The sequence below is a fragment of the Cupriavidus sp. FW216-B1 genome (assembly GCF_058789195.1).
On sequence record NZ_JBYTEL010000033.1, the window covers coordinates 21,267 to 42,656 of the forward strand.

Here is a 21,390-nt window from a genome sequence, read left to right on the forward strand (position 1 = left end):
CCCATTCTCCGCCGCGCTGCCCTATGCTATCGCCGTTGCGCGCATGGCGGCGCCCCGCCGGAGAGCGGGACGCCCGGGCCGGCCGGCCCGGCGCGCCAACGGGAAAGGGAGAGAACACATTGACGGCCATCACCGACGCGGCGCGCATCGACGCCGAATACCAGACTTTGTTCCAGCTCGCGCCGGTTTCGCTGTGGCTTGAAGACTTCAGCGCGGTGCGCGAGCATTTTCAGGTACTGCGGGCGCGCGGCGTCACCGACCTGCGCAGCCACCTGCGCCGGCATCCGCAGGACGTGGCGCACTGCTCCGCGCTGATCCGCGTGCTGGACGTCAACAAGCGCACGCTGGACCTGTTCCGCGCCTCCGACCTCGCCGACCTGGTCGGCAATCTCGACACCGTGTTCCGCGACGACATGTTCGACCAGCACGTCGAGGAGCTGGGCCAGCTGTGGGACGGCAGCACGCATTTCTCCAGCCAGACCGTCAACTACACGCTCGAGGGCAAGCGCCTGGACATCCGCCTCGAGGCGACCGTCATGCCGGGCCACGAGGACACCTGGGACCGCGTGCTGCTGTCGATCGAGGACATCACGGTGCGCACGGCCACCGAGCGCGAACTGCGCCGCAGCGAGCAGTACGCGCTGGGCCTGTTCGAGCATTCGCCGGTGTCGCTGTGGGTGGAGGACTTCAGCGCGGTCAAGCTGCTGCTGGACGAAGTGCGCGGCGCGGGCATCACGGATTTCCGCACCTTCCTCAACGTGCATCCGGACTTCATCTCGCGCTGCATGCAGGAAATCCGCGTGCTCGACGTCAACCAGCAGACGCTGCTGATGTTCAACGCCACCTCCAAGGCCGAGCTGCTGTCGCGCCTGGGCGACGTGTTCCGCGACAACATGCGCTTCCAGTTCGCCGAGCAGCTGGTCGACCTGTGGAACGAGAAGCTGTGGCAGCAGCGCGAGGTCGTCAACTACGCGCTCGACGGCCGGGCGGTGGACGTGTTCATGCAATGGTCGGTCTTTCCGGGCCACGAGTCGGACTGGGACCAGGTGCTGGTCTCGCTGACCGACATCACCGCGCGCAAGAAGGCCGAGGCCTACGTGGAATTCCTCGGCAAGCACGACGTGCTGACCAAGCTCTACAACCGCGCCTACTACGAGGACGAGCTCGCGCGCCTGGGCCGCAAGGGACCGTGGCCGGTCAGCGTGATCGCGGTGGACCTCAACGGCCTCAAGCAGGTCAACGACCAGCTCGGCCACGGCGACGGCGACGCGCTGCTGCGCCGCGCCGGCGAGGCGCTCAAGAAGGCCGTGGGCGACCAGATGTGCGTGGCGCGCGTGGGCGGCGACGAGTTCATGGTGCTGCTGCCGGGACGCGACGAGCGCGGCGTGGCCGCCGTGGTGGAGCAGATCCACCAGGTGGTGGAGCTGAACAACCAGTTCTATCCCGGCACCGCGCTGAGCCTGTCGATCGGCACCGCGACCTGCGGCATCGACGAGCGCCTGAGCGACACCATCAAGCTCGCCGACTCGCGCATGTACCAGGCCAAGCGCGCCCACTACGAAGAGCTCGACGACGAGCGCGGGCGCCGGCGGCGCTAAGGCGCCTGCCGCGCGCGTGGCGCGGCGGACGGCGCGGAAGTGAAAAGGGCCGGCTTGCGCCGGCCCTTTTCACTGGAAAACCGCGCCGCGCTCAGATGTAGATGATCAGCGCCACGCCGGCCGCGATCAGGCCGAACTTGACCACGTAGTACGCCTGGCGGTTCCAGGCCTTGAAGCGGCGGCGGTACTGCCCGCCCAGCCAGACGATGCGGAACAGCCGGTTGATCATGCCGGTCTGGTCGCTTTCCTCGTTGGGCGAGCTGGCCGCGGTCATGACCTTGCGGCCCATCCAGTGGTTGAACCCGGCGGCCCAGCGGTAGCGCATCGGACGCTCAATGTCGCAGAACAGGATCAGCCGGTTGCTGTCGCTCTTGTTCTCGGCCCAGTGCAGGTAGGTCTCGTCGAACACCACGCCCAGGCCGTCGCGCCAGCTGTGGCGCTCGCCGTCGACCTCGATGAAGCAGCGGTCGTCGTTGGGCGTGGCCAGCCCGAGGTGGTAGCGCAGCGAGCCCGCGAACGGGTCGCGGTGCGGGTTGAGCTTGCCGCCGGGCGGCAGCTCGGCGAACATCGCGGCCTTCACGCTGGGCAGGCCGCGCAGCAACTCCACCGTGCGCGGGCACAGGACCTCGGCCGACGGATGGCGCGCCTCGTACCACTTAAGGTAGAAACGCTTCCAGCCGTACTTGAAGAACGAGTTGAAGCCGGCATCGTCGTTCTTCTCCGCGGCCTTGATCTTGCGCATGGCGGCCAGCGCCAGCCCTTCGTCGCGGATCTGCGGCCACGCGGCGCGGATCGTCTCGAGCTCGGGGAAGCGTTCGACCGGGATGTAGGGCGTGCGCGGCACGCCCGAGAACATGTACATGAAGCAGTTGATCGGCGCCACCAGCGCCGAATGATCCAGCAACTGGCGCCAGATGCGCAGCCTTACCTTGCCGCGGAAATGCACGTACAGGATCGCTCCCAGGTACGCCGCGACGATTATCCACTTGATCACCCGAAAATCCTCCAAATCAGCAGCATCGAACACCGTTGCGCTCGCGGGCAACGGGACAGCATCGGGGGCGCGAAAACCCGTAGTGTAGCGAAACGCAAGGCGCCCTGCTAAATGAGATCGCGGGCGCACAGCGCGCCGGCGCGCGGCCGGCGGCCACCCGCGTATTGCCGGTGCTGCCGCTCAGGTGTTGCCGCGGGACTGGCGGGCGATGCGGCTGATCAGCGCGGCGGCGTCCTCGGACTGGCCGCGCAACGCGAGCAGGCGCGCATTGAGCACCATGTTCTCGAGCACCAGCTTGGCGGTGGACGCCCACATGGTGGCCAGCAGGTCGCCGACCGGCATGCCGGCGGACTCCATCGCGTGCGAGCGCTGCGCCACCAGCCGGCATGCCAGGCTGCGCAGCGTGGCGTCGTCGAAGGGCAGGTCGGCGTAGTCGATCGGGTCTTCCTTCTCGACTTCGACCATCAATTGCATCAGCATCTCTTCGGTCATCGGCAAGCTCCCCGGGAAAGACGGGCGTGGCCGGCCGGCGCCTCGCGCCGCGGCAGCCCTGCCAATGACGCTAATCCTCGGCCCGGGCCTTGTCAATGCGGCGGGCTGCCGACACGCGCAAAAAGGCGACGGCCGGCCGCCGCGCCGCAACATCCGCCGCGACATCCGATGACTCAGGGAAAGCGATAGCGAAGTCCCATCGTCCGGCACTGAACAAAGGGAGTAAGCTCGGGTCTCATCAGCTCACTCACCAACACTAGCGTTCAATGACCAAACGTTTGTTGTCAGCCATGCGCCAATACGCATGGTTCGGCGGTGTCAAGCACCATGTGGTCCAAGGCGTGGAAGCGCTGGCGACCTTGCTCAAATCTCCCGCAGTCGCGGCCCGCGCAGTGGCCGCCATCGTCGCGGAAACCGAACAGGGCGTGCAGGTGTGGGTGTCCTACTTCGGCAAGCCGATGGATCCGCATACCACCTATGTCTTCTGGCCGACCCGCGCGCTCAAGCCCGCGCGGCGGCGCGTCGCCGCGATACCCCTGCCGCCGCACCGGCGCGACCGCGAGTAGGCGGCAGCCGGCAGCGCCAGCCGGATGCCGTAGCGCCGCATGGCGGACGGCCGGTGCCGGGTTCGGGAGAATCCGGCATCATCCGAACCTTCCCTTCCTTCCTGTTCCCTCCCGATATTCGGTTCCCGGCATGGCCCGCCGGATATTTCGCATCCGGCTGCGACGCCCTGGTCGCCTTTCCCGCCTTTCCCGCCTTTCCCCTACCCCGCCATCGCGTGCCCGTTCAAGCGTCGGCCCAGCGGCGCAGCAGGTTGTGATACACGCCGGTCAGTCCGACCACGGCGGGCTCCTTGTGGCTCAGGGCCTGCGCCACGCGCTGGATCTGCGAGTCCAGCTCGAACAGCACCGAGCGCTGGCCATCGTCGCGCACCATGCTCTGGATCCAGAAGAACGACGACACGCGCGCCCCGCGCGTGACCGGGCTGACGTGGTGCAGGCTGGTCGCCGGATACAGCACCATGTGGCCGGCCGGCAGCTTCACGCGCTGCTGCCCGTAGGTATCCTCCACCACCAGTTCGCCACCGTCGTAGTCCTCGGGCGCGGTCAGGAACAGCGTGGCGGAGAGGTCGCTGCGGATGCGGAAATTGGTGCCGCGCAGATGGCGGATGGCATTGTCGACATGGTTGTCGAAGGCCTGCCCGCCCTCGTAGCGGTTGAACAGCGGCGGATAGACCTTGAGCGGCAAGGCCGCGGAGAAGAACAGCGGGTTGGCGGCCAGCGCATCCTGGATCAGGTCGCCGACCTGCCGCGCCGCGGGCGAGCCCTCGGGCAGCTGCATGTTGCGCTTGGCGAGTGCCGACTGATGCCCGGAAGTGACGTTGCCGTCAACCCACTCCGCCGCGTCCATCAACGCACGGCATTCGGCCACCTGGGCCGGCGTCAGCACATCGGAGATATGCAGCATCATGATTTCAGTTACCTCGGCAAGACAATGTATTGGTCGCGGGACAAGCAGGCGAGCGCCGATTGTATGAGAAATGTCTCAGATTCTCAAATAGGAATCATTTCTAGAGAGAACCCGCTTGACCTGGAGCAAGTCGGATAGGATGTCTCTTATCCAGTGACGGGCACCGCCCTGCCCCGCGGACGCGGCGATGAACCTCGCGGGCGCCAGCCATCTCTAACCGTTATCGCCCGGCACACGCCGGGCAGCCTACCGCCCGACCGAACGCATCATGCACCGCGCTCCGCTCCGCCTCTTGCTGGCCTTGCCGCTGTTGTTGCTGGGAGCCTGCGTCGCCTTCGACAGCGACTATGACTACTCCCCATACGGCCCCTACGATGCCTACGGCGCCTACGATCCCTATGCGTTCTACGGCCCCGGCGCCGCCTACCCGCCCGCGTGGTACGGCTACGGCGGCTATGGATATGGGTATGGATACGGCTACGACTATCCGCTGCCGTTCTATGGCGGGTTCTATGGCGGCGGCGCCGTCTTCTATGGCTACCGCTCCCACGGCTATGGTGGCTATGGCGGCTACTACCGCGGCGGCGCGCCCCACGCCTGGTATCGCTATCACGGCGCCTATCCGTATCGCGGCGGTTATGGCTACCGGGGCGGTTATCCCGCTCGCCCGGGCGCCGGCCACGGCTACTACCGCGGCGGCGGCGGCTGGGGCGGCGGACGGCATGGCGGCCGCGGTGGTGGTGGCGGCGGCGGCCGGGGCGGACGGCGCTGAAACCGCGCCGCCTCGCCGGCATGCGCGCGCACGGCGGCACGCACGACAGCGCGCGCCAAGCCACCGCCAGCCGCGCGGCGCGTTCGCGCCGGCGTGCCTGCCTTCAGTGCCCCGATCCGGCCAGCGGCGAACGCCGCCGGCCTAGCTCTCGGCGCGGCCGACCAGTTGGTCGACGAGCCGGTAGCCGGCAATGAATGCCGCTTCCTCCGCGGCATGCCGGGTCGCATAGGGCGCGCCCTGCGCCGACGAGCGCTCGGTGTCTCCCGCATCGGAAGGGTCCGCGCCTTCCTGCGCGACCCGCACCTCGTATCGCCACTTCCCTGCCCCGCCCAGCGTCGCGATGCCCGCGCCCTGTTCTTCCTCCTGCCCGGAGACCAGCACGTAGACATCCATGCCGCGATAGGCTTCGACACGCCAGTCCGAATGGTTCATGACATCCTCCTGCGTTGCCCGTGGCCGGGCGCGGCCACCCGCGCCGCGCCACCCGATCCAGCCTAGCCCGCATGCCGCGCGCCCGCAAGCCGGCGCCCGCCTACACGGGGCCGCGGCGCGGATACGGCGAGGCCCGCCACGGACCGGCGGGATCGTCGATGCAGGCGCGCGCGAATGCCATGTGGCGCGCGAAGCCGGCATCCGGGCCGGCCCACATGGCGCGCCCGAGCAGGTAGCCCGCCACCACCTGCTCCCACGACGCATAGTGCGCGAACGCCTGCGCCGCCGCGCGCTCGATCACGGCCCAGGCCTGCGCGTCGGTCTGCATGCCGCAGTCGTGGGCCATGCGCGCGAGATGGATGGCGCGGCTCATGTCCCACGCCAGCACGCCGCGCGCGAGATCCTGCCCCGAGGCGATGAAGCGCGCCGCGCGCAGGCCCGGCAGCGCGCGCTCGAGATGGTCGACGCACAGCGCCAGGCGCACCGGATCGAACAACTGGTCGAGCCGCACGATCTCGCGCTCGCGCGCGGCGCGCGGCACCTTGAACAGGATGCGGCAGACCTGCGGGTACAGGGCGCGATGCCCTTCCTCCAGCAGCCACGCCAGCGTGCCGCGCGCCTCGCCGGCGGTATGGATATGCCAGTCGTCGGCGAGCGCGTTGGCCTGCGCGCGCGCATCGGCGCCGGTGGCCAGCGCATGCGCATTGCCGCGCGAGCCGCCGTCGTGCAGCAGGCCGAGCAGCAAGCCGTGCGCGCGCTCGGCCGCGCCTGGCATGGGCGCCGCGCGGCGGACCGCGCCGCCCTTGCCGGCCGGCAGCCGGCACGCGGGCATGGGCGGCGGCGCGCACGCGGCGCGGCGTTGGTGCCGCGCGGCACGGGCCAGCCCGGCAAGCAGCAGGACGGAGACGAACCAGGGTAAAGCCCGCATCGTGGAAGCCCTCGGAGAAACGTTCGGAGAAAGCCGTTCGGAGAAAGCGATCGCGCAACGCGCGCGCGGCCGGAAAAAAACCGGCCACGCCGCGTTGCGGCGATCGGCGCGTACCATGTGCGCACCGGACCGAGATTAGCGGCGGCAAGAACGGCGCGCGATGCGACAACTCTGATTCGCGTGGATGCGCGCGCCGCGGCGGGCAACCGCGGGCGGATGGCCTGGCGATGGCGGGAACGGAAGACGCGGAGATGAAGCGCAAAGGCGCCGACAGGCGCCGGGAAAGCGAAGGCCGGACAGCGAAGGCCCGACAGATGCGGAAAGCGAAGACCAAAGAAAAAGGGCTTCCATTTCTGGAAGCCCTTCTCTTCTTGATAGGTGGTGCGGCTGGCAGGATTCGAACCCACGACCCCTTGGTTCGTAGCCAAGTACTCTATCCAACTGAGCTACAGCCGCACTCGAGAAAGAAATTATATCGTACTTTTGGGTTTTGTGAACCCCCTTCTGGCATATTTCCGGTTTTTCTTTCGGCCAGCGTGGACTTTCTATAATGACAGCCCTATCGAAGTGATCCGTACCATGAACAAGGCATTCGTCAAAGAGTCGTCCGGCGATGAGGACGACGACCTGCCAGAGGGCGCCGCGCCGCTGCCGCCGGGCAGCAAGAACTACATCACCGCGCAGGGCTACCAGCGCCTGCGCGACGAGCTGATGCACCTGATCGACACGGAGCGCCCCGAGGTGGTCCAGATCGTCTCGTGGGCCGCGTCCAACGGCGACCGCTCCGAGAACGGCGACTATCTCTACGGCAAGAAACGCCTGCGCGAGATCGACCGCCGCATCCGCTTCCTGACCCGCCGCCTGGACAAGGCCGAGGTGGTGGACCCGTCCGTGCAGGGCGACAACGACCAGATCTTCTTCGGCGCCACGGTGACTTACGCCAACCGGGCCGGTGAAGAGACCACCGTCACCATCGTCGGCATGGACGAGGTGGACCTCGACAGCAACCACGTGAGCTGGATCTCGCCGGTCGCGCGCGCGCTGATCAAGGCGCGCGAAGGCGACACCGTGCCCCTGCACACGCCCAACGGCGTCGAGCAGATCGATATCCTGGAAGTCCGCTACCCGAAGCAGCCGGCCGCGCAGCCCGGCAAGGCCTGAGCCCCCGCCGCCGCGCGCGCGGCGGCGTCAGCCGTCGTTGCGGTCGCGGAAGATGCGGATCACGTCCGGGTTGCGCCGCAGCGCCCGCATCACGTTGGCGAGGTGCAGGCGGTTCTGCACCTGGATGACGAACTGCATGTAGGTGGCCTCCTGGTGGCCGCCCTCCTGCTGCTCCATCGAGACGTGCGCCACGTTGGCGTCGGCCGAGGTCAGGTCCGCCGCCACGCGCGCGACGATGCCCTTGACGTTGCGCACCATGACCTTGATCGAGGCGTCGAACGCGCGCGTGGTCTTGCGCGCCCACATCACGTCGATCCAGTGCTCCGGGTCCTTGCTGTGCAAGCGCTTGGCCACCTTGCAGTCCTGCACGTGGATCTGCAGGCCTTCGCCCTTGCCCAGGTAGCCGACGATGGAGTCGCCGGGAATCGGGCGGCAGCACGCCGAGAAGATCATCGACATGCCTTCGTCGCCGGTGATCGGCACCGCCGGCGCTTCGTCGCCGGCGAAGGTCTGCACGGCGGCCAGCAAGGCGCTGTCGACGTCGCCGGACAGGTCCTGCAGCAGGATCTCCATGCGCTTGGCCACCACGGCCGGCACGCGCCGGCCCAGCGCCAGGTCGGCGAAGATGTCCTCGCGGTGCTTGTTGCCGGTCCACTGCACCATGCGGTCCCACACCGACTGCGGCAGCGCCTTGAGCTCGATGCCGAGCTGGCGCGCGGACTGCTCCAGCAGGCGCTCGCCGAGCTGGATGGCTTCGTCGAGGCGCGTGGTCTTGAGGTAGTGGCGGATCGCCGCGCGCGCCTTGCCGGTGCGCACGAAGGCCAGCCAGGCCGGGTTGGGCTTGGAGTACGGCGCCGTCACCACCTCGACGATGTCGCCGCTCTTGAGCTCGGTGCGCAGCGGCAGCAGCTCGTTGTTGATCTTGACCGCCACGCACTGGTTGCCGAGGTCGCTGTGCACGGCGTAGGCGAAATCGAGCGCGGTGGCGCCGCGCGGCAGCGCGCGGATGTGCCCCTTGGGCGTGAACACGTAGACCGCGTCCGGGAACAGGTCGATCTTGACGTGCTCGAGGAATTCCTGCGAATCGCCGGTCTGGCTCTGGATGTCGAGCAGCGACTGCAGCCACTGGTGGGCCTGCTGCTGGATGTCGTTGGCCTGGTCGGCCTGGTGCTTGTACATCCAGTGCGCGGCCACGCCGGCCTCGGCGATCTGGTGCATGTCGCGCGTGCGGATCTGGAATTCCACCGGCGTGCCGAACGGGCCCACCAGCGTGGTGTGCAGCGACTGGTAGCCGTTGATCTTGGGGATCGCGATGTAGTCCTTGAACTTGCCCGGCATCGGCTTGTACAGGCCGTGCAACGCGCCCATCGCCATGTAGCAGTGCATCTGCGTCTCCACCACCACGCGGAAGCCGTAGACGTCGAGCACCTGCGAGAACGACAACTGCTTGTCGTGCATCTTGCGGTAGATGCTGTACAGCGTCTTCTCGCGCCCGGACAGCTCGGCCACGATGCCGGCGTCGCCCAGCGCCTTCTGCGCCGCCTCCAGGATGCGCTTGACCACCTCGCGCCGGTTGCCGCGCGCGGCCTTGACGGCCTTCTCGAGCGTGGCGTAGCGGAACGGCGAGCCGACCTTGAACGACAGTTCCTGCAGCTCGCGGTAAGTGGTGTTGAGACCGAGCCGGTGCGCGATCGGCGCGTAGATCTCCATCGTCTCGAGCGCGATCCGGCGCCGCTTCTCGGGCGGCACGAAATCGAGCGTGCGCATGTTGTGGGTGCGGTCGGCCAGCTTGACCAGGATCACCCGCACGTCGCGCGCCATCGCCAGCAGCATCTTGCGGAAGCTCTCCGCCTGCGCCTGCTCGCGGCTCTGGAATTCGAGCTTGTCCAGCTTGGTCAGGCCGTCGACCAGCTCGGCCACCTTGGGGCCGAATTTCTCGGCCAGCTCGCTCTTGGTGATGCCCTGGTCTTCCATCACGTCGTGCAGCAGCGCGGCCATGATGGACTGGACGTCGAGCTTCCAGTCCGCGCACAGCTCGGCCACCGCCACCGGATGGGTGATGTAGGGCTCACCGCTCTGGCGGTACTGGCCCAGGTGCGCTTCGTCGGAGAACTGGAAGGCCTCGCGCACGATGGCCTGGTCGGCCGGCTTCAGGTAGGCCAGCTTCTCCATCAGCCGGCCGATCGAGATGACCTGCTGGCGCGGCGGCACCGCGGGCTGCGAGGTCGGGCCGAAGAAGTGGCGGTAGGACTGCGCCAGGACGGCGTCGATGAACAGCGCGTCGCCCGGCGTGGCGGCGGCCGGCGCCTCGCTTAGCTCGCCTTCGGCCGCGGCCTGCGCGGCGCGGCCCTTGCCCGAGCCCATCGCGGGCGCGGCCGCGCGCTCGCCGACGACGTTGTCGCCGAGCGGATCGGGAAGATTGGGAGCGCCGGTGCGTGCCGTCACGGGCGGATGGCCGGTCCCGGCGCGCTTGCGCGAGACGGGCGGCGCTGCTTCGCCGCCCGCATCACCAGGCACTTCCCCGTGCGGGCGCGAAGGCGCGCCCGGAGGGCTCGCCGTGGCGGCAGGAGAGGAAGGCTGGGAAGAAGACATCGGGGCGGCCTCTGTGATCTGGCTGTGCAATCGCGTTCGCGAACAGGTACGTCAGCAGGTGCAGCAAGCGCTGGATGCAAAGGTACGCATTGCGAAGACTGGCCACGGCCGCCCGAAAATCAGGTGGGTACCTTCTTGAGCATCTCGATGCCGACCTGGCCCGACGCGATCTCGCGCAGCGCCACCACGGTCGGTTTGTCCTTGGCCTCGACCTTGGGCGTATGACCCTGCACCAACTGACGGGCCCGGTACGTCGCCGCGAGCGCGAGCTCGAAACGATTCGGGATGTGTTTCAGACAATCTTCGACGGTAATACGCGCCATATCAAATCCACCTCGGGACAAAACCTATGCGATGCCGGCTATTTTACAGCACGCGGGAAAAACCGTTCCCGCGCGCCCCCGGGCTCAATGAATCCCGAGCTCGATGAAGAGGTCGGTGTGGCGCGCCTTTTGCGACGAAAAGCGCAGACGGGTGGCGCGGATCACGGTGCGCAGCTCCTCCAGCGCCCGCTCGAATATCTCGTTGATGATGACGTAGTCCGACTCGGAAGCGTGCGCCATCTCGCTGCCGGCGGCCAGCAGGCGCCGCACGATCACGTTGGGCTCGTCCTGGCCGCGCTTGTTCAGGCGCTCCTCGAGCGCCGACAGCGACGGCGGCAGGATGAAGATTTCCGTGGCGTTGGAGAAGCGCTGGTGCACCTGCTGCGCGCCCTGCCAGTCGATCTCCAGCAGCACGTCGTTGCCCTGGGCCATCTGCTGCTCGATCCAGACGCGCGAGGTCGCGTAGTAGTTGCCGTGCACCTCGGCCCATTCGAGGAACTCGCCGCGGTCGCGCGCGGCGCGGAAGGCGTCCACCGTGGTGAAGTGGTATTCGCGCCCGTCCTGCTCGCCGGGGCGCGGCGCGCGGGTGGTGTGGGAGATGGACAGGCGGATGGCCGGGTCCTGCGCCAGCAGCGCGTTGACCAGCGTGGACTTGCCGGCGCCGGAAGGCGCCACCACCATGAACAGGTTGCCGGGGTAGGCGGTGTCGATGGCGACGTGGGACGACGTTTCACTCATGATGATTATTCGAGGTTCTGAATCTGTTCGCGCATCTGCTCGATCAGCAGCTTGAGCTCCATCGAGGCATCGGCCAGTTCCTTCGCGGCGGCCTTGGAGCCGAGCGTGTTGGCTTCGCGGTTGAGCTCCTGCATCATGAAATCGAGCCGCTTGCCGACCTGGCCGCCCTTCTTGAGGATGTGGCGGGTTTCGTTCAGGTGGGCCTGCAGGCGCGAGAGCTCTTCGGCGATGTCGATGCGGATGCCGTAGACCGTGGCTTCCTGGCGGATGCGCTCGCCGATCTCGTCGCGGCTCATCGCGGTCATGCCGTTGGGCGCGACCATGCCGAACGCCTCCTGCAGGCGCTCGGTGAGCTTTTCCTGGTGGTGGGCGATCAGCTGCGGGATGGTCGGCACGAGCCGCTCGACGATGGCCAGCATGGCCTCGATGCGCTCGACCAGCGTGGCCTTGAGCGCCTCGCCCTCGCGGCGGCGCGCCTCGAGCAACTGGGCCAGGGCGTCCCTGGCCGCCTCGGTCACGGCCTCGCGCAGCGCTTCCTGCGACAGCTCGGGCTCGACCAGCACGCCGGGCCAGCGCAGGATCTCGCCCATGCGCAGCGTGCCGGCCTCGGTGAAGGTGGCCGCCACGGTGGATTCGATCGCGCGGATCTGCGCCAGCAGCGCGTCGTTGAGCGCCAGCGTGGCGCCGCCGGTGCCGGCCTCGGCGCGCTGCAGGTTGATGCGGCACTCCAGCTTGCCGCGCGACAGCTTGGCCATGAGCATCTCGCGCAGGGCCGGCTCGAACGCCCGGCACTCTTCCGGGGCCCGGAACAGCAGGTCGAGGAATCGCGAGTTGACAGTGCGGAATTCGACCGATACGGATGCCGTCCTGCCGGTCGGCGCGCCGTGTGCGTCGGTCAGCGGCGCCTGGCGGGACGCCAGGCCGTAGCCCGTCATGCTGTGGATCATTGGATAGTCTCGCGAAATGGCCAACTGGCCGCATGGGTCCGGGCGGCGCGCGGTGCCGGGTGTCCCGCTGCCGCGCCGTCCGGATACCCGAAAGAGGGCCGATAATGGCCGCTATTGTGTTCTTTACAAGTCATCGATTAGTCAGGACAATCCGGAGGCAATCACGGTCCCGAATCCTATGACAGAGTCCAAGGGCGCAACACCTCCGAAGAGCGCACCGCTGCCCATCGGCACGCTGCTGTCCAACTACCGTATTGTAAAGAAGTTGGCCAGCGGGGGGTTCAGTTTCGTCTATCTCGCCACCGACGAGACCGGCGCGCCCGTCGCCATCAAGGAATACCTGCCTTCGTCGCTGGCGCGCCGCAAGCCCGGCGAGCTGATTCCGGTGGTGCCCGAGGAAAGCGCCGCGTCGTTCCGGCTCGGGCTCAAGTACTTCTTCGAGGAAGGCCGCTCGCTGGCCCGCATCTCGCACCCCAGCGTGGTGCGCGTGGTGAATTTCTTCCGCGAGAACTCCACCGTCTACATGGTGATGAACTACGAGCTGGGCAAGACGCTGCAGGAACACATCCTGCACGCGCGCCAGCAAGGCCGGGCCAAGGTCCTGCGCGAGCATTTCATCCGCAAGGTCTTCCACGCGCTGATGAGCGGCCTGCGCGAGGTCCACATCCACAAGCTGCTGCACCTGGACATCAAGCCCGGCAACATCTACCTGCGCGAGGACGAGTCGCCGATCCTGCTCGATTTCGGCGCCGCGCGCCAGATCCTGACGATGGAGGCGGCGCGCTTCCAGCCCATGTACACGCCCGGCTTCGCCGCGCCCGAGCTGTACGGCAAGCACAGCGAGCTCGGCCCCTGGACCGACATCTACAGCCTCGGCGCCACGCTCTACGCCTGCATGGCCGGCATGCCGCCCCAGGAAGCCAACCAGCGCGAGAAGGACGACCGCATGGCGGAGTCCCTGACGCGCCTGCGCACGAGTTACACCAACGGCCTGGTCGACCTGGTCGAATGGTGCCTGCGCCTGACGCCGTCCGAGCGGCCGCAGAGCGTGTTCCGGCTGCAGAAGGAGCTGCGCGAGCAGACCAACGCGCTGGGCGAGCAGGCCGCGGCCAGCGCGCCCGCCCCGGCCGCGGCCGAGCGCCCGATCGCCAGCCGCTTCCTGACCCTGCTGCGCAAGCGCGACGAACCCGCTGCCGGCGTCCCCGCGCGGGAAATCGGCACAAGCGGCGATTAACCTACATTCAGCCGGCGCGGCCCGCGGGCGCCGCCGGCCGAAAACCGACCCCAACAGCCAAAATGCGATTCTCCGTCTATCAGGAAAGCAGAAAAGGCGGCCGCCGCATCAACCAGGACCGCATGGGGTATTGCTTCACGCGCGATGCCCTGCTGATGGTCCTGGCCGACGGGCTCGGCGGCCACGCGCTCGGCGAAGTCGCCGCGCAGCAGGCCCTGCAGACCCTGGCGCGCCAGTTCCAGGCCCAGGCCCGGCCGTCGATCCGCAATCCGGCCGACTTCCTGCAGGACACCATCATGCTGGCCCACCGCGACATCCATCGCTACGCCGAGGCCAACGGCCTGGCCGACGTGCCGCGCACCACGGTGGTCTGCTGCCTGGTGCAGAACGGCCAGATCCACTGGGCGCACGCCGGCGACTCGCGCCTGTACCTGGTGCGCAAGGGCAACCTGCTGACGCGCACGCGCGACCACTCCAAGATCGAGAACCTGCTGCAGCAGGAGCGCGTGCTGCCGATGCAGGTGGCCAACCACCCCGAGCGCAACAAGCTCTACAACTGCCTGGGCTCGCCCAACCTGCCGCTGATCGACATCGGCGGCCCGCTGCGGCTGGAGCCCGGCGACGTCGCCCTGCTGTGCTCGGACGGCCTGTGGGGCAGCATCGAGGAGCCGCTGCTGGTCGAGAAAGTGACCAACCTGTCGGTGGTGCACGCCATCCCCGACCTGATCGACCAGGCCCTGGAGAACGCCGGCGAAGGCGCGGACAACACCACCGCCATCGCCATGATGTGGGAGCTAGACGCGCACCTGCCCAACGAGGAAGCGGTGGCGACCGAGACCCTGCCGCTCAACACCTTCACCACCTCCATCCTCGAAAACAACGGCGGCGACACCGACCTGCTGTCGGAAGAAGAGATCGAGCGCTCGATCGCCGAGATCCGCGCGGCGATCGACAAGAGCAGCAACTTCATGCGCTGAGCGCGGCGGCCTTGCCGGCCGCCCAGGTAGCCTCCGCGCCGCCCGGCGCGCAAGAACGAGGGGCAAGCGCGGGGAAGCGGAGGAAGCAGAGGAAACGGGGTAAGCGCGGGAATCGAGAAAAACCGGGAAACCGGCACGGTATCGGCGCCCGCGCCGGCGCCGGACGGGCACGCAAGCCCGGCCGGCGGTAAAATCCCGCTCCTGGACCGTTTCCCGAGACAATTCCCCCATGCGACCAAGCGGACGCGCAGCCGATGCGCTGCGCCCTATCACCCTGACCCGTCACTACACCCGCCACGCCGAAGGCGCCGTCCTGAGTGCCTTTGGCGATACCAAGGTGCTGTGCACGGCCAGCGTGCTGGCCAAGGTGCCGCCGCACAAGAAAGGCAGCGGCGAAGGCTGGGTCACGGCCGAATACGGCATGCTGCCGCGCGCCACCCACACCCGTTCGGACCGCGAGGCCGCGCGCGGCAAGCAGACCGGCCGCACGCAGGAAATCCAGCGCCTGATCGGCCGCGCCATGCGCTCGGTGTTCGATCTCGCCGCGCTCGGCGAATACACCATCCACCTCGACTGCGACGTGCTCCAGGCCGACGGCGGCACGCGCACCGCGGCCATCACCGGCGCCTTCGTGGCGGCGCACGACGCCATCTCCGCCATGCTGCGCGACGGCCTGCTCACGGCCAGCCCGATCCGCGACTTCGTCGCCGCCGTGTCGGTCGGCATGGTCGACGGCAAGGCCGTGCTCGACCTCGACTACGCCGAGGACAGCAGTTGCGACACCGACATGAACGTGGTGATGACCGGCAGCGGCGGCTTCGTCGAAGTGCAGGGCACCGCCGAAGGCGCGCCGTTCAGCCGCGCCGACCTCGACGCCATGACCCGCCTGGCCGAACAGGGCATCGCCGAGCTGGTGACGCACCAGCGCCGCGCGCTGGGCCTGGCCTGATGAACCGAACCCAACGGTGAACGCGATGCAACGCCTGGTCCTCGCCTCCAACAATCCCGGCAAGCTCGGCGAGTTCGGCGCGCTGCTCGCGCCGCTGGGCTATGACGTGGTGCCGCAGGGCCAGCTCGGCATTCCCGAGGCCGATGAGCCGTTCGCCACCTTCGTCGAGAACGCGCTCACCAAGGCGCGCCACGCCAGCCGCCTGTCCAACCTGCCCGCGCTGGCCGACGACTCCGGCATCTGCGTGGACGCGCTCGACGGCGCGCCGGGCGTCTACTCGGCGCGCTACGCGCAGCTCGTGGGCAAGCCCCGGTCGGACGCCGCCAACAACGCGCACCTGATCTCGCAGCTGGCCGGCAAGCTCAACCGGCATGCCTACTACTACTGCGTGCTGGTGCTGGTGCGCCATGCCGACGACCCGCGCCCGGTGATCGCCGAAGGCGTGTGGGCCGGCGAGGTGGTCGACGCGCCGCGCGGCAGCGCTGGCTTCGGCTACGACCCGCATTTCCTGCTGCCGCAGCTGGGCAAGACCGCGGCCGAGCTCAGCGCCGAGGAAAAGAACACCATCAGCCACCGCGCGCAGGCGCTCAAGGCGCTGACCGAGCGCCTGCGCGCTTCGGGCAACCACCACGCGCGGTCATGATCCCGATCGTTCCCGCCGCGCAGACCGGCGCGGCCGTCCCCGCCGACACCAAGTCGCTGTGGCTGCAGCCCGGCCAGATCTCGCTGCCCGGCTCGCCGCCGCTGTCGCTCTACGTGCACGTGCCGTGGTGCGTGCGCAAGTGCCCGTACTGCGATTTCAACTCGCACGCGGTGCCCGGCGCCGCCGGCAGCCACGACATCCCCGAAGACGCCTACCTCGACGCGCTGCGCGCCGATCTCGAGCAGTCGCTGCCGCTGGTATGGGGCCGCCCCGTGCATACCGTGTTCATCGGCGGCGGCACGCCGAGCCTGCTGTCGGCCGCCGGCATGGACCGCCTGCTGTCCGACATCCGCGCGCTGCTGCCGCTCGACGCCGACGCCGAGATCACCCTGGAGGCCAACCCCGGCACCTTCGAGGCCGAGCGCTTCGCCAGCTATCGCGCCAGCGGCATCAACCGCCTGTCGATCGGCATCCAGAGCTTCAACGACCGCCACCTCGCCGCGCTCGGGCGCATCCACGGCGGCGAGGAAGCGCGCGCCGCCATCCGCATCGCGCTGGCCAACTTCGACAACGTCAACCTGGACCTGATGTACGCGCTGCCCGGCCAGACCCTGGCCGAATGCGCCGAGGACCTGGAAACCGCGCTGTCGTTCGGCACCACGCACCTGTCGCTGTACCACCTGACGCTCGAGCCCAACACCCTGTTCGCCAAGTTCCCGCCGGCGCTGCCCGACGACGACAGCGCCTACGAGATGCAGGACCTGATCGACGCGCGCACCGCGCAGGCCGGCTACCGGCACTACGAGACATCCGCCTACGCGAAGCCGCACCGCCAGGCGCGCCACAACCTCAACTACTGGCGCTTCGGCGACTACCTCGGCATCGGCGCCGGCGCGCACGGCAAGCTCTCGTTCCCGCACCGCGTGCTGCGCCAGATGCGCCACAAGCATCCGGCCACCTACATGGCGCAGGCAATGGCCGGCAGCGCGGTGCAGGAAAGCCACGACGTCCCCGCCGCAGACCTGCCCTTCGAGTTCATGCTCAACGCGCTGCGCCTGACCGACGGCGTGCCGGCCAGCACCTTCTTCGACCACACCGGCCTGCCGCTGCACACCATCAGCCGCGACCTCGCCGCGGCCGAAAAAAAAGGCCTGCTCGAAGCCGACCTCGCCACCATCAAGCCCACCGAGCTGGGACGGCGCTTCCTCAACGACCTGCAGGAGATGTTCCTGAAGGGCTGAAGCGCGCCGATGGCGGCGCAGGCGCCGCCATGCAATACGGCCACCCGAGGGTGGCCGTATCTTTTCGTCAGGACAGCATCAGTACGGCGTTGCCATGTCGTTGGCCACCTGCGCGCGGGCGCCCACGCGCAGATTGCTCACGTTGCGCTGCGTGACCGTCGCCAGGCGGCCATCGTCGAGCCGCACGTTGACGCGGTAGACCGTCTCGGGGCCGCTCACGCGCTTCTCCACCTGGTTGCCGGCCACGCCGCCCAGCACCGCGCCGCCGATGGTGGCCACCGTGTTGCCGGTGCCGCCGCCGATCTGGTGGCCCAGCAGGCCGCCCGCGACGCCGCCGATCACCGTGCCGAGCAGGCCCGAACTGCCGCCCTGCTGCGTGGCAACCGGCTCGATCGACTCGACGCGGCCATAGAACACCGACCCCGCCGGGGCCTGGTAGGTGGTGGCGCCGGGCTGCTGGTAGCCCGGCTGCTGATACCCCTGCTGCGGATAACCCGGCTGCTGGTAGCCGCCCTGCGGCGGCGGCGCGTTATAACCGCCGCCGTAACCGCCGTTGTAGCCACCGCCATAACCGCCGGGCGCCGCGCATCCGGCCAGGCCAACCACGGCGGCCGCTGCCGCCACGCCCAACAGAGTCTTGCCGTTCATCAGAATTCTCCTCGATTGATCGCAACTGCGTGAAATTGCCGGAGAGCGAGCGGACCGGAACCACGACCACGCCGCGCCGCATGTGCGCTCTCACGCATGATAGGAGCCGAACGCCCCGACCAAGGTTCCATCTTGCCAGACTCGCGCGTGACAAACCCGTGCCCCGCTCCATGCCCTTGCTATAATGCGCGCTCTTTCCTTCCCGGAAGCGTGGCCGAGTGGTTTAAGGCAGCAGTCTTGAAAACTGCCGATGGGGTGACCCATCCGTGAGTTCGAATCTCACCGCTTCCGCCAGCTCCCTCTCGAATCCGCCGGCACGAAAATCCGCCTTCCGCCGTCCGCGCGGGAAAACCGCACGCATTTCGCGTATTCCCGTACCGGCCGTACTCCGGCAATCCACAGTCCCCAAGAACTGCCTAGAATTCGCTTTCGCCGATTTCCCGCGTTCGCGTATTGCCGTTGGGCACCTTGTAAAGCGTGAGCGTGGTCTTGCTGTATTGCGTGCCGTTGTATTCGGCGGTTTCATCGAGCGTGAATGGCTCCGACCTGGAAATCCTGCCGGTATCGAGGTCCATGTAGCGGACATCGAAATCGCCGGGCGCGATGCCCGCGAATTCGAAGGATGCGCCGGCCTTGATGAAAGCGAACCGCACGGGCGTCTTGCTGCCCGCGTTCAGCGAGAACACCTTCAGGAACACGTCCGCGTCATTGCGCGTGTTGTCTATCGTCAGCGTCGAGAGGCCGTTGGTTTTCAGGACGGGATAACCGGGCACATAGCCGCTCCGGTTCGGCCACGGATAGCCGTTGGGCGCCGTGGGCCTGCGCGCATAGCGCGGCGCGGGGTCGGGCAGCGCCAGCGGCTGTTCGCGCGCGGCGGCCGGCAAGGCGCGCATCGGCAGCGGCGCGGAGGCCGCGGGCGTCCATGCCGGCGCCGGCGCGGCGCGGTCCGGCGCGCGGGACGAGGTCGAGAACGCGGCGTATATCGCCACGCCGGCAATGATCATGACGACCACCTTCCCGGCGCCGGAACCGCCGCCGGGTGCCGGCGCGGCCTTGGGCTTGGCCGCGCCCTGCGTACTGGCCTGGCGCGGCGCCGGGCCGGGACGCTTCGCGGAAGCGGACGCGGAAGACGACGACGAAGCCGCCGGGGCGGGCCGCGCCTGCGCCCGGGCGTGCAGCGCGGCGGCCTTCTCGGCCTGCTCCTGCGCCAGGATCCAGGCGTCATGCTGCGCGCGCCGCACGGGGTCGATCAGGACCTCGTAGGCCGTGTTGATGATCGTCATGTTCCGGTGCGACTCGGGCGAGCCGTTGTTCCGGTCCGGATGATGCTTCTGGCTCAGCGCCTTGTATGCCGCGCGAATGACCTCCGGTGGTGCTTCACGAGAAATCTTCAGATTATCGTAATGTGTATGCATTCCCGTCGTTGCCCCAAGCAAGTCGGCGCCGATTTTACCCGGGGCGCCGAAACAAGGGAATCTCCCGAAAGGCAGGGCACTGCCCACGCCGGATTTTTGCGGCCGCGGGCCAATGCCGGCCCAATCCCGGACCCATCCCGGCTGCCATTTCCATTTACCTGTATCGGCAAAAACGCGCCATTTTCAAGCGCCGGAGAAACCGGCCGGCGCCGTCCGCGGCCGACCGCATGCGCCGCGGGCGTCCTCACGCCGCTGGCGCCGTCAGCAGCCGGTACGCTTCTTCCTCGGAAATCTTCAGGTGGTAATGGCGCGACAGCATGCGCGCGAACTGGCGCGCCGCCGGCGGCTCGCAATGCCTGAGCTGCTCGCGGTAGGCTTCGAGCTCGAAGCGCAGCCGCCAGCGCGGGCTGAGCAGGTAGAGCACGCCCATCAGGCCGCAGGAGCGCCAGAACTGGCGCACGTGCACCTTCTCGTGCTCGATCAGCGCACGGCTCGCGCCGGGCCGCAGCAGGATCAGCGGGCCGGGCGTGAAGCCGTCGAAACGGCGCGGCACCAGCCAGCGGGTTTCGACCAGCACGCAGGGCGGCGACTTGCAGAAGCGGATGAGGGGGCGGCGCATGCCGGCAAGCGTAGCAGGCCGCGGGACCGCCAGGTAAAAAGCCCCGCCGCGATGGCGGGGCAAGGAGCATGACATCGGTGCTGCCGCGCCAGCCGCGCGGCCCGTGCGCGCTTATTCGCTGGTGATCTTCCCGGCCTCGATCACGGCCTTCCAGCGCTGCAGTTCCTGCCTCTCGAACTGGTCGAACTGCTCGGGCGTGTTGGCGACCACCTCAAAACCGCTTTCGGCCAGCTTCTGGCGCATCTGCGGATCGGCCAGCGCGCTGACCAGCGCGGCGTGCAGCCTGGCCTTGACGTCCTTGGGCAGCCCGCGCGGCGCGGCCACGGCCTGCCACGAGTAGACGTCCACGTCCTTGACGCCGCCTTCGGTCATGGTGGGCACGTTGGGCAGCACCGGCGAGCGCTTGTCGCCGGTCACGGCCAGCGCCTTGAGCTTGCCGCTGCGGATGTGCTGCAGCACCGCGTTGATGTTCTGGAACGACGCATCGACCTGCCCGGCCAGCAGGTCGGAGATCGCCGGCGCGCCGCCCTTGTAGGGCACGTGCAGCCCGTCGGTGCCGGATTTCTGCCAGAACAGCGCGGCGGTCAGGTGGTCGGACGAGCCCGCGCCGGACGTGGCGAACGACACCTTGCCCGGGTTCTTCTTCATGTACGCCACCAGTTCCTGCAGGTTGCCGGCGGGGAAGCCCGGCTTGGTCACGAGCACGTTGGGCGCGCGCACCGCCACCGTCAGCAGGTCGAAATCCTTGGCCGGATCATAGGGCAGGTTCTTCTGCAGGAAGGGATTCACGGCGTAGACGCCGATCGACGCCACCATCAACGTGTAGCCGTCGGCCGGCGCGCGCTTGACCATCGCCGCGCCGATGGCGCCGGTCGCGCCCGGGCGGTTGTCCACCACGAAGGGCTGGCCGAGCTTCTCGTTGAGCGGCGGCGCCAGCATGCGCGCGATGGTGTCGGTGGAGCCGCCGGCCGGGAACGGCACGACCACCGAGACGGCCTTGGTCGGCCAGGTCTGCGCGGCGGCGGCGCTGATGCTGCCGGCGGCCGCCACTGCGGCGACCAGGGCGCCGGCGAGCGCGCACAGCCTGCGCCGCGCGGACGGTTGTTGGAACGGCTTCATGGTGTCTCCTTGGTTCTCGATGCGTGGTGCGGGCATGGCGGACATGCCGGATGTCCGGGGCTTTCGACTTCTGATCGGATACCGCTTGTTTTCTT

General features: G+C 68.4%; 22 protein-coding genes and 2 tRNA genes. 10 read left to right on the forward strand and 14 right to left on the reverse strand.

Translation table 11 applies throughout. From position 1 onward, the window contains the following. The first annotated feature begins 23 nt into the window (after positions 1-23). Positions 24-1,598, forward strand: a complete 1,575-nt coding sequence (locus tag AC3WXD_RS33345; protein WP_082079650.1) for a sensor domain-containing diguanylate cyclase — start codon at positions 24-26, stop codon at positions 1,596-1,598. 91 nt (positions 1,599-1,689) lie between these two features. Here the strand turns inward: AC3WXD_RS33345 and lpxO are convergent, their stop codons facing one another. Together lpxO and AC3WXD_RS33355 are read right to left on the reverse strand one after the other, a co-directional pair. After that, positions 1,690-2,592 (reverse strand): lipid A hydroxylase LpxO, encoded by a 903-nt coding sequence (gene lpxO, locus AC3WXD_RS33350; RefSeq protein ID WP_020205037.1) that lies wholly within the window; start codon positions 2,590-2,592, stop codon positions 1,690-1,692. A 180-nt stretch (positions 2,593-2,772) separates the two neighbouring features. After that, on the reverse strand, positions 2,773-3,084 hold the full coding sequence (locus tag AC3WXD_RS33355; protein ID WP_020205036.1) for a hypothetical protein: 312 nt from the start codon (positions 3,082-3,084) through the stop codon (positions 2,773-2,775). A gap of 266 nt (positions 3,085-3,350) precedes the next feature. On the opposite strand from AC3WXD_RS33355, the gene AC3WXD_RS33360 reads away from it, so the two are divergent. Further along, positions 3,351-3,650: a hypothetical protein gene (locus AC3WXD_RS33360; protein ID WP_029044031.1), complete on the forward strand. Its 300-nt coding sequence runs from the start codon at positions 3,351-3,353 to the stop codon at positions 3,648-3,650. 223 nt (positions 3,651-3,873) lie between these two features. Here AC3WXD_RS33360 and AC3WXD_RS33365 read toward each other — a convergent pair whose 3' ends face one another. Further along, positions 3,874-4,557, reverse strand: a complete 684-nt coding sequence (locus AC3WXD_RS33365) for a Fe2+-dependent dioxygenase (RefSeq protein WP_492325539.1) — start codon at positions 4,555-4,557, stop codon at positions 3,874-3,876. A 268-nt stretch (positions 4,558-4,825) separates the two neighbouring features. Here AC3WXD_RS33365 and AC3WXD_RS33370 point away from each other — a divergent pair, with 268 nt between their 5' ends. After that, the gene (locus tag AC3WXD_RS33370; protein ID WP_492325540.1) at positions 4,826-5,329 is read left to right on the forward strand and encodes a hypothetical protein; all 504 of its coding nucleotides are present in this window, start codon (positions 4,826-4,828) and stop codon (positions 5,327-5,329) included. A gap of 141 nt (positions 5,330-5,470) precedes the next feature. On the opposite strand, the gene AC3WXD_RS33375 is transcribed toward AC3WXD_RS33370, so the two are convergent. The 3 genes from AC3WXD_RS33375 to AC3WXD_RS33385 all read right to left on the reverse strand — a co-directional run bounded on the left by AC3WXD_RS33375 (position 5,471) and on the right by AC3WXD_RS33385 (position 7,145). Continuing rightward, positions 5,471-5,761, reverse strand: a complete 291-nt coding sequence (locus AC3WXD_RS33375; protein WP_059413033.1) for a hypothetical protein — start codon at positions 5,759-5,761, stop codon at positions 5,471-5,473. 100 nt (positions 5,762-5,861) lie between these two features. Next, positions 5,862-6,689 (reverse strand): DUF1266 domain-containing protein, encoded by an 828-nt coding sequence (locus AC3WXD_RS33380; protein WP_492325541.1) that lies wholly within the window; start codon positions 6,687-6,689, stop codon positions 5,862-5,864. Positions 6,690-7,068: 379 nt separating this feature from the next. After that, a tRNA-Arg gene (locus tag AC3WXD_RS33385) sits at positions 7,069-7,145 on the reverse strand. Between the two features lie 123 nt (positions 7,146-7,268). Between AC3WXD_RS33385 and greB the strand changes: the two genes are divergently transcribed. Then, positions 7,269-7,850 (forward strand): transcription elongation factor GreB, encoded by a 582-nt coding sequence (gene greB / locus AC3WXD_RS33390; protein WP_020205030.1) that lies wholly within the window; start codon positions 7,269-7,271, stop codon positions 7,848-7,850. A 27-nt stretch (positions 7,851-7,877) separates the two neighbouring features. Here greB and AC3WXD_RS33395 read toward each other — a convergent pair whose 3' ends face one another. From AC3WXD_RS33395 to AC3WXD_RS33410, 4 genes are all read right to left on the reverse strand, one after another. Further along, positions 7,878-10,295 (reverse strand): RelA/SpoT family protein, encoded by a 2,418-nt coding sequence (locus AC3WXD_RS33395; RefSeq protein WP_454731176.1) that lies wholly within the window; start codon positions 10,293-10,295, stop codon positions 7,878-7,880. A gap of 266 nt (positions 10,296-10,561) precedes the next feature. After that, positions 10,562-10,765, reverse strand: coding sequence for a DNA-directed RNA polymerase subunit omega (gene rpoZ / locus AC3WXD_RS33400; RefSeq protein WP_006578656.1), 204 nt, complete (start codon positions 10,763-10,765; stop codon positions 10,562-10,564). An 84-nt stretch (positions 10,766-10,849) separates the two neighbouring features. Continuing rightward, on the reverse strand, positions 10,850-11,503 hold the full coding sequence (gmk, locus tag AC3WXD_RS33405; RefSeq protein WP_020205028.1) for a guanylate kinase: 654 nt from the start codon (positions 11,501-11,503) through the stop codon (positions 10,850-10,852). A gap of 5 nt (positions 11,504-11,508) precedes the next feature. After that, on the reverse strand, positions 11,509-12,450 hold the full coding sequence (locus AC3WXD_RS33410) for a YicC/YloC family endoribonuclease (protein WP_020205027.1): 942 nt from the start codon (positions 12,448-12,450) through the stop codon (positions 11,509-11,511). Positions 12,451-12,628: 178 nt separating this feature from the next. Between AC3WXD_RS33410 and AC3WXD_RS33415 the strand changes: the two genes are divergently transcribed. The 5 genes from AC3WXD_RS33415 (at position 12,629) to hemW (ending at position 17,494) form a co-directional block, all read left to right on the forward strand. After that, on the forward strand, positions 12,629-13,684 hold the full coding sequence (locus AC3WXD_RS33415) for a serine/threonine protein kinase (protein ID WP_029044028.1): 1,056 nt from the start codon (positions 12,629-12,631) through the stop codon (positions 13,682-13,684). A gap of 62 nt (positions 13,685-13,746) precedes the next feature. After that, the gene (locus AC3WXD_RS33420; RefSeq protein WP_020205025.1) at positions 13,747-14,661 is read left to right on the forward strand and encodes a PP2C family protein-serine/threonine phosphatase; all 915 of its coding nucleotides are present in this window, start codon (positions 13,747-13,749) and stop codon (positions 14,659-14,661) included. A gap of 229 nt (positions 14,662-14,890) precedes the next feature. Continuing rightward, the gene (gene rph / locus AC3WXD_RS33425) at positions 14,891-15,610 is read left to right on the forward strand and encodes a ribonuclease PH (protein WP_020205024.1); all 720 of its coding nucleotides are present in this window, start codon (positions 14,891-14,893) and stop codon (positions 15,608-15,610) included. A 25-nt stretch (positions 15,611-15,635) separates the two neighbouring features. Beyond that, positions 15,636-16,253, forward strand: coding sequence for an RdgB/HAM1 family non-canonical purine NTP pyrophosphatase (gene rdgB / locus AC3WXD_RS33430; RefSeq protein WP_492325542.1), 618 nt, complete (start codon positions 15,636-15,638; stop codon positions 16,251-16,253). Beyond that, entirely contained in the window at positions 16,250-17,494 is a 1,245-nt protein-coding gene (gene hemW, locus AC3WXD_RS33435) for a radical SAM family heme chaperone HemW (RefSeq protein ID WP_059413037.1), read from the forward strand. Before rdgB ends, hemW begins: the two co-directional genes overlap by 4 nt. Before the next feature lie 78 nt (positions 17,495-17,572). Here the strand turns inward: hemW and AC3WXD_RS33440 are convergent, their stop codons facing one another. Next, positions 17,573-18,142: an outer membrane lipoprotein gene (locus AC3WXD_RS33440; protein WP_020205021.1), complete on the reverse strand. Its 570-nt coding sequence runs from the start codon at positions 18,140-18,142 to the stop codon at positions 17,573-17,575. Positions 18,143-18,346: 204 nt separating this feature from the next. Between AC3WXD_RS33440 and AC3WXD_RS33445 the strand changes: the two genes are divergently transcribed. After that, positions 18,347-18,436, forward strand: a tRNA-Ser gene (locus AC3WXD_RS33445). A 122-nt stretch (positions 18,437-18,558) separates the two neighbouring features. Here the strand turns inward: AC3WXD_RS33445 and AC3WXD_RS33450 are convergent. The 3 genes from AC3WXD_RS33450 to AC3WXD_RS33460 form a co-directional block, all read right to left on the reverse strand. Next, positions 18,559-19,644 carry a J domain-containing protein gene (locus AC3WXD_RS33450; protein ID WP_492325543.1) on the reverse strand — a complete coding sequence of 362 codons (1,086 nt, stop codon included), beginning with the start codon at positions 19,642-19,644 and terminating at the stop codon, positions 18,559-18,561. Between the two features lie 157 nt (positions 19,645-19,801). Next, complete coding sequence (locus AC3WXD_RS33455) at positions 19,802-20,176, reverse strand: hypothetical protein (RefSeq protein ID WP_059413039.1); 375 nt, start codon at positions 20,174-20,176, stop codon at positions 19,802-19,804. A gap of 111 nt (positions 20,177-20,287) precedes the next feature. After that, the gene (locus AC3WXD_RS33460) at positions 20,288-21,295 is read right to left on the reverse strand and encodes a Bug family tripartite tricarboxylate transporter substrate binding protein (RefSeq protein ID WP_492325544.1); all 1,008 of its coding nucleotides are present in this window, start codon (positions 21,293-21,295) and stop codon (positions 20,288-20,290) included. Between the last annotated feature and the right edge of the window lie 95 nt (positions 21,296-21,390).

Excerpts from the sequence above, each read along its gene's own strand:
- AC3WXD_RS33345 (WP_082079650.1), top strand. The coding sequence starts at position 24 with ATGCTATCGCCGTTGCGCGCATGGCGGCGCCCCGCCGGAGAGCGGGAC.
- AC3WXD_RS33355 (WP_020205036.1), bottom strand. The coding sequence starts at position 3,084 with ATGACCGAAGAGATGCTGATGCAATTGATGGTCGAAGTCGAGAAGGAA.
- AC3WXD_RS33360 (WP_029044031.1), top strand. The coding sequence starts at position 3,351 with ATGACCAAACGTTTGTTGTCAGCCATGCGCCAATACGCATGGTTCGGC.
- AC3WXD_RS33365 (WP_492325539.1), bottom strand. The coding sequence starts at position 4,557 with ATGATGCTGCATATCTCCGATGTGCTGACGCCGGCCCAGGTGGCCGAA.
- AC3WXD_RS33370 (WP_492325540.1), top strand. The coding sequence starts at position 4,826 with ATGCACCGCGCTCCGCTCCGCCTCTTGCTGGCCTTGCCGCTGTTGTTG.
- AC3WXD_RS33375 (WP_059413033.1), bottom strand. The coding sequence starts at position 5,761 with ATGAACCATTCGGACTGGCGTGTCGAAGCCTATCGCGGCATGGATGTC.
- AC3WXD_RS33380 (WP_492325541.1), bottom strand. The coding sequence starts at position 6,689 with ATGCGGGCTTTACCCTGGTTCGTCTCCGTCCTGCTGCTTGCCGGGCTG.
- greB (WP_020205030.1), top strand. The coding sequence starts at position 7,269 with ATGAACAAGGCATTCGTCAAAGAGTCGTCCGGCGATGAGGACGACGAC.
- rpoZ (WP_006578656.1), bottom strand. The coding sequence starts at position 10,765 with ATGGCGCGTATTACCGTCGAAGATTGTCTGAAACACATCCCGAATCGT.
- gmk (WP_020205028.1), bottom strand. The coding sequence starts at position 11,503 with ATGAGTGAAACGTCGTCCCACGTCGCCATCGACACCGCCTACCCCGGC.
- AC3WXD_RS33410 (WP_020205027.1), bottom strand. The coding sequence starts at position 12,450 with ATGATCCACAGCATGACGGGCTACGGCCTGGCGTCCCGCCAGGCGCCG.
- AC3WXD_RS33415 (WP_029044028.1), top strand. The coding sequence starts at position 12,629 with ATGACAGAGTCCAAGGGCGCAACACCTCCGAAGAGCGCACCGCTGCCC.
- AC3WXD_RS33420 (WP_020205025.1), top strand. The coding sequence starts at position 13,747 with ATGCGATTCTCCGTCTATCAGGAAAGCAGAAAAGGCGGCCGCCGCATC.
- rph (WP_020205024.1), top strand. The coding sequence starts at position 14,891 with ATGCGACCAAGCGGACGCGCAGCCGATGCGCTGCGCCCTATCACCCTG.
- rdgB (WP_492325542.1), top strand. The coding sequence starts at position 15,636 with ATGCAACGCCTGGTCCTCGCCTCCAACAATCCCGGCAAGCTCGGCGAG.
- hemW (WP_059413037.1), top strand. The coding sequence starts at position 16,250 with ATGATCCCGATCGTTCCCGCCGCGCAGACCGGCGCGGCCGTCCCCGCC.
- AC3WXD_RS33440 (WP_020205021.1), bottom strand. The coding sequence starts at position 18,142 with ATGAACGGCAAGACTCTGTTGGGCGTGGCGGCAGCGGCCGCCGTGGTT.
- AC3WXD_RS33455 (WP_059413039.1), bottom strand. The coding sequence starts at position 20,176 with ATGCGCCGCCCCCTCATCCGCTTCTGCAAGTCGCCGCCCTGCGTGCTG.
- AC3WXD_RS33460 (WP_492325544.1), bottom strand. The coding sequence starts at position 21,295 with ATGAAGCCGTTCCAACAACCGTCCGCGCGGCGCAGGCTGTGCGCGCTC.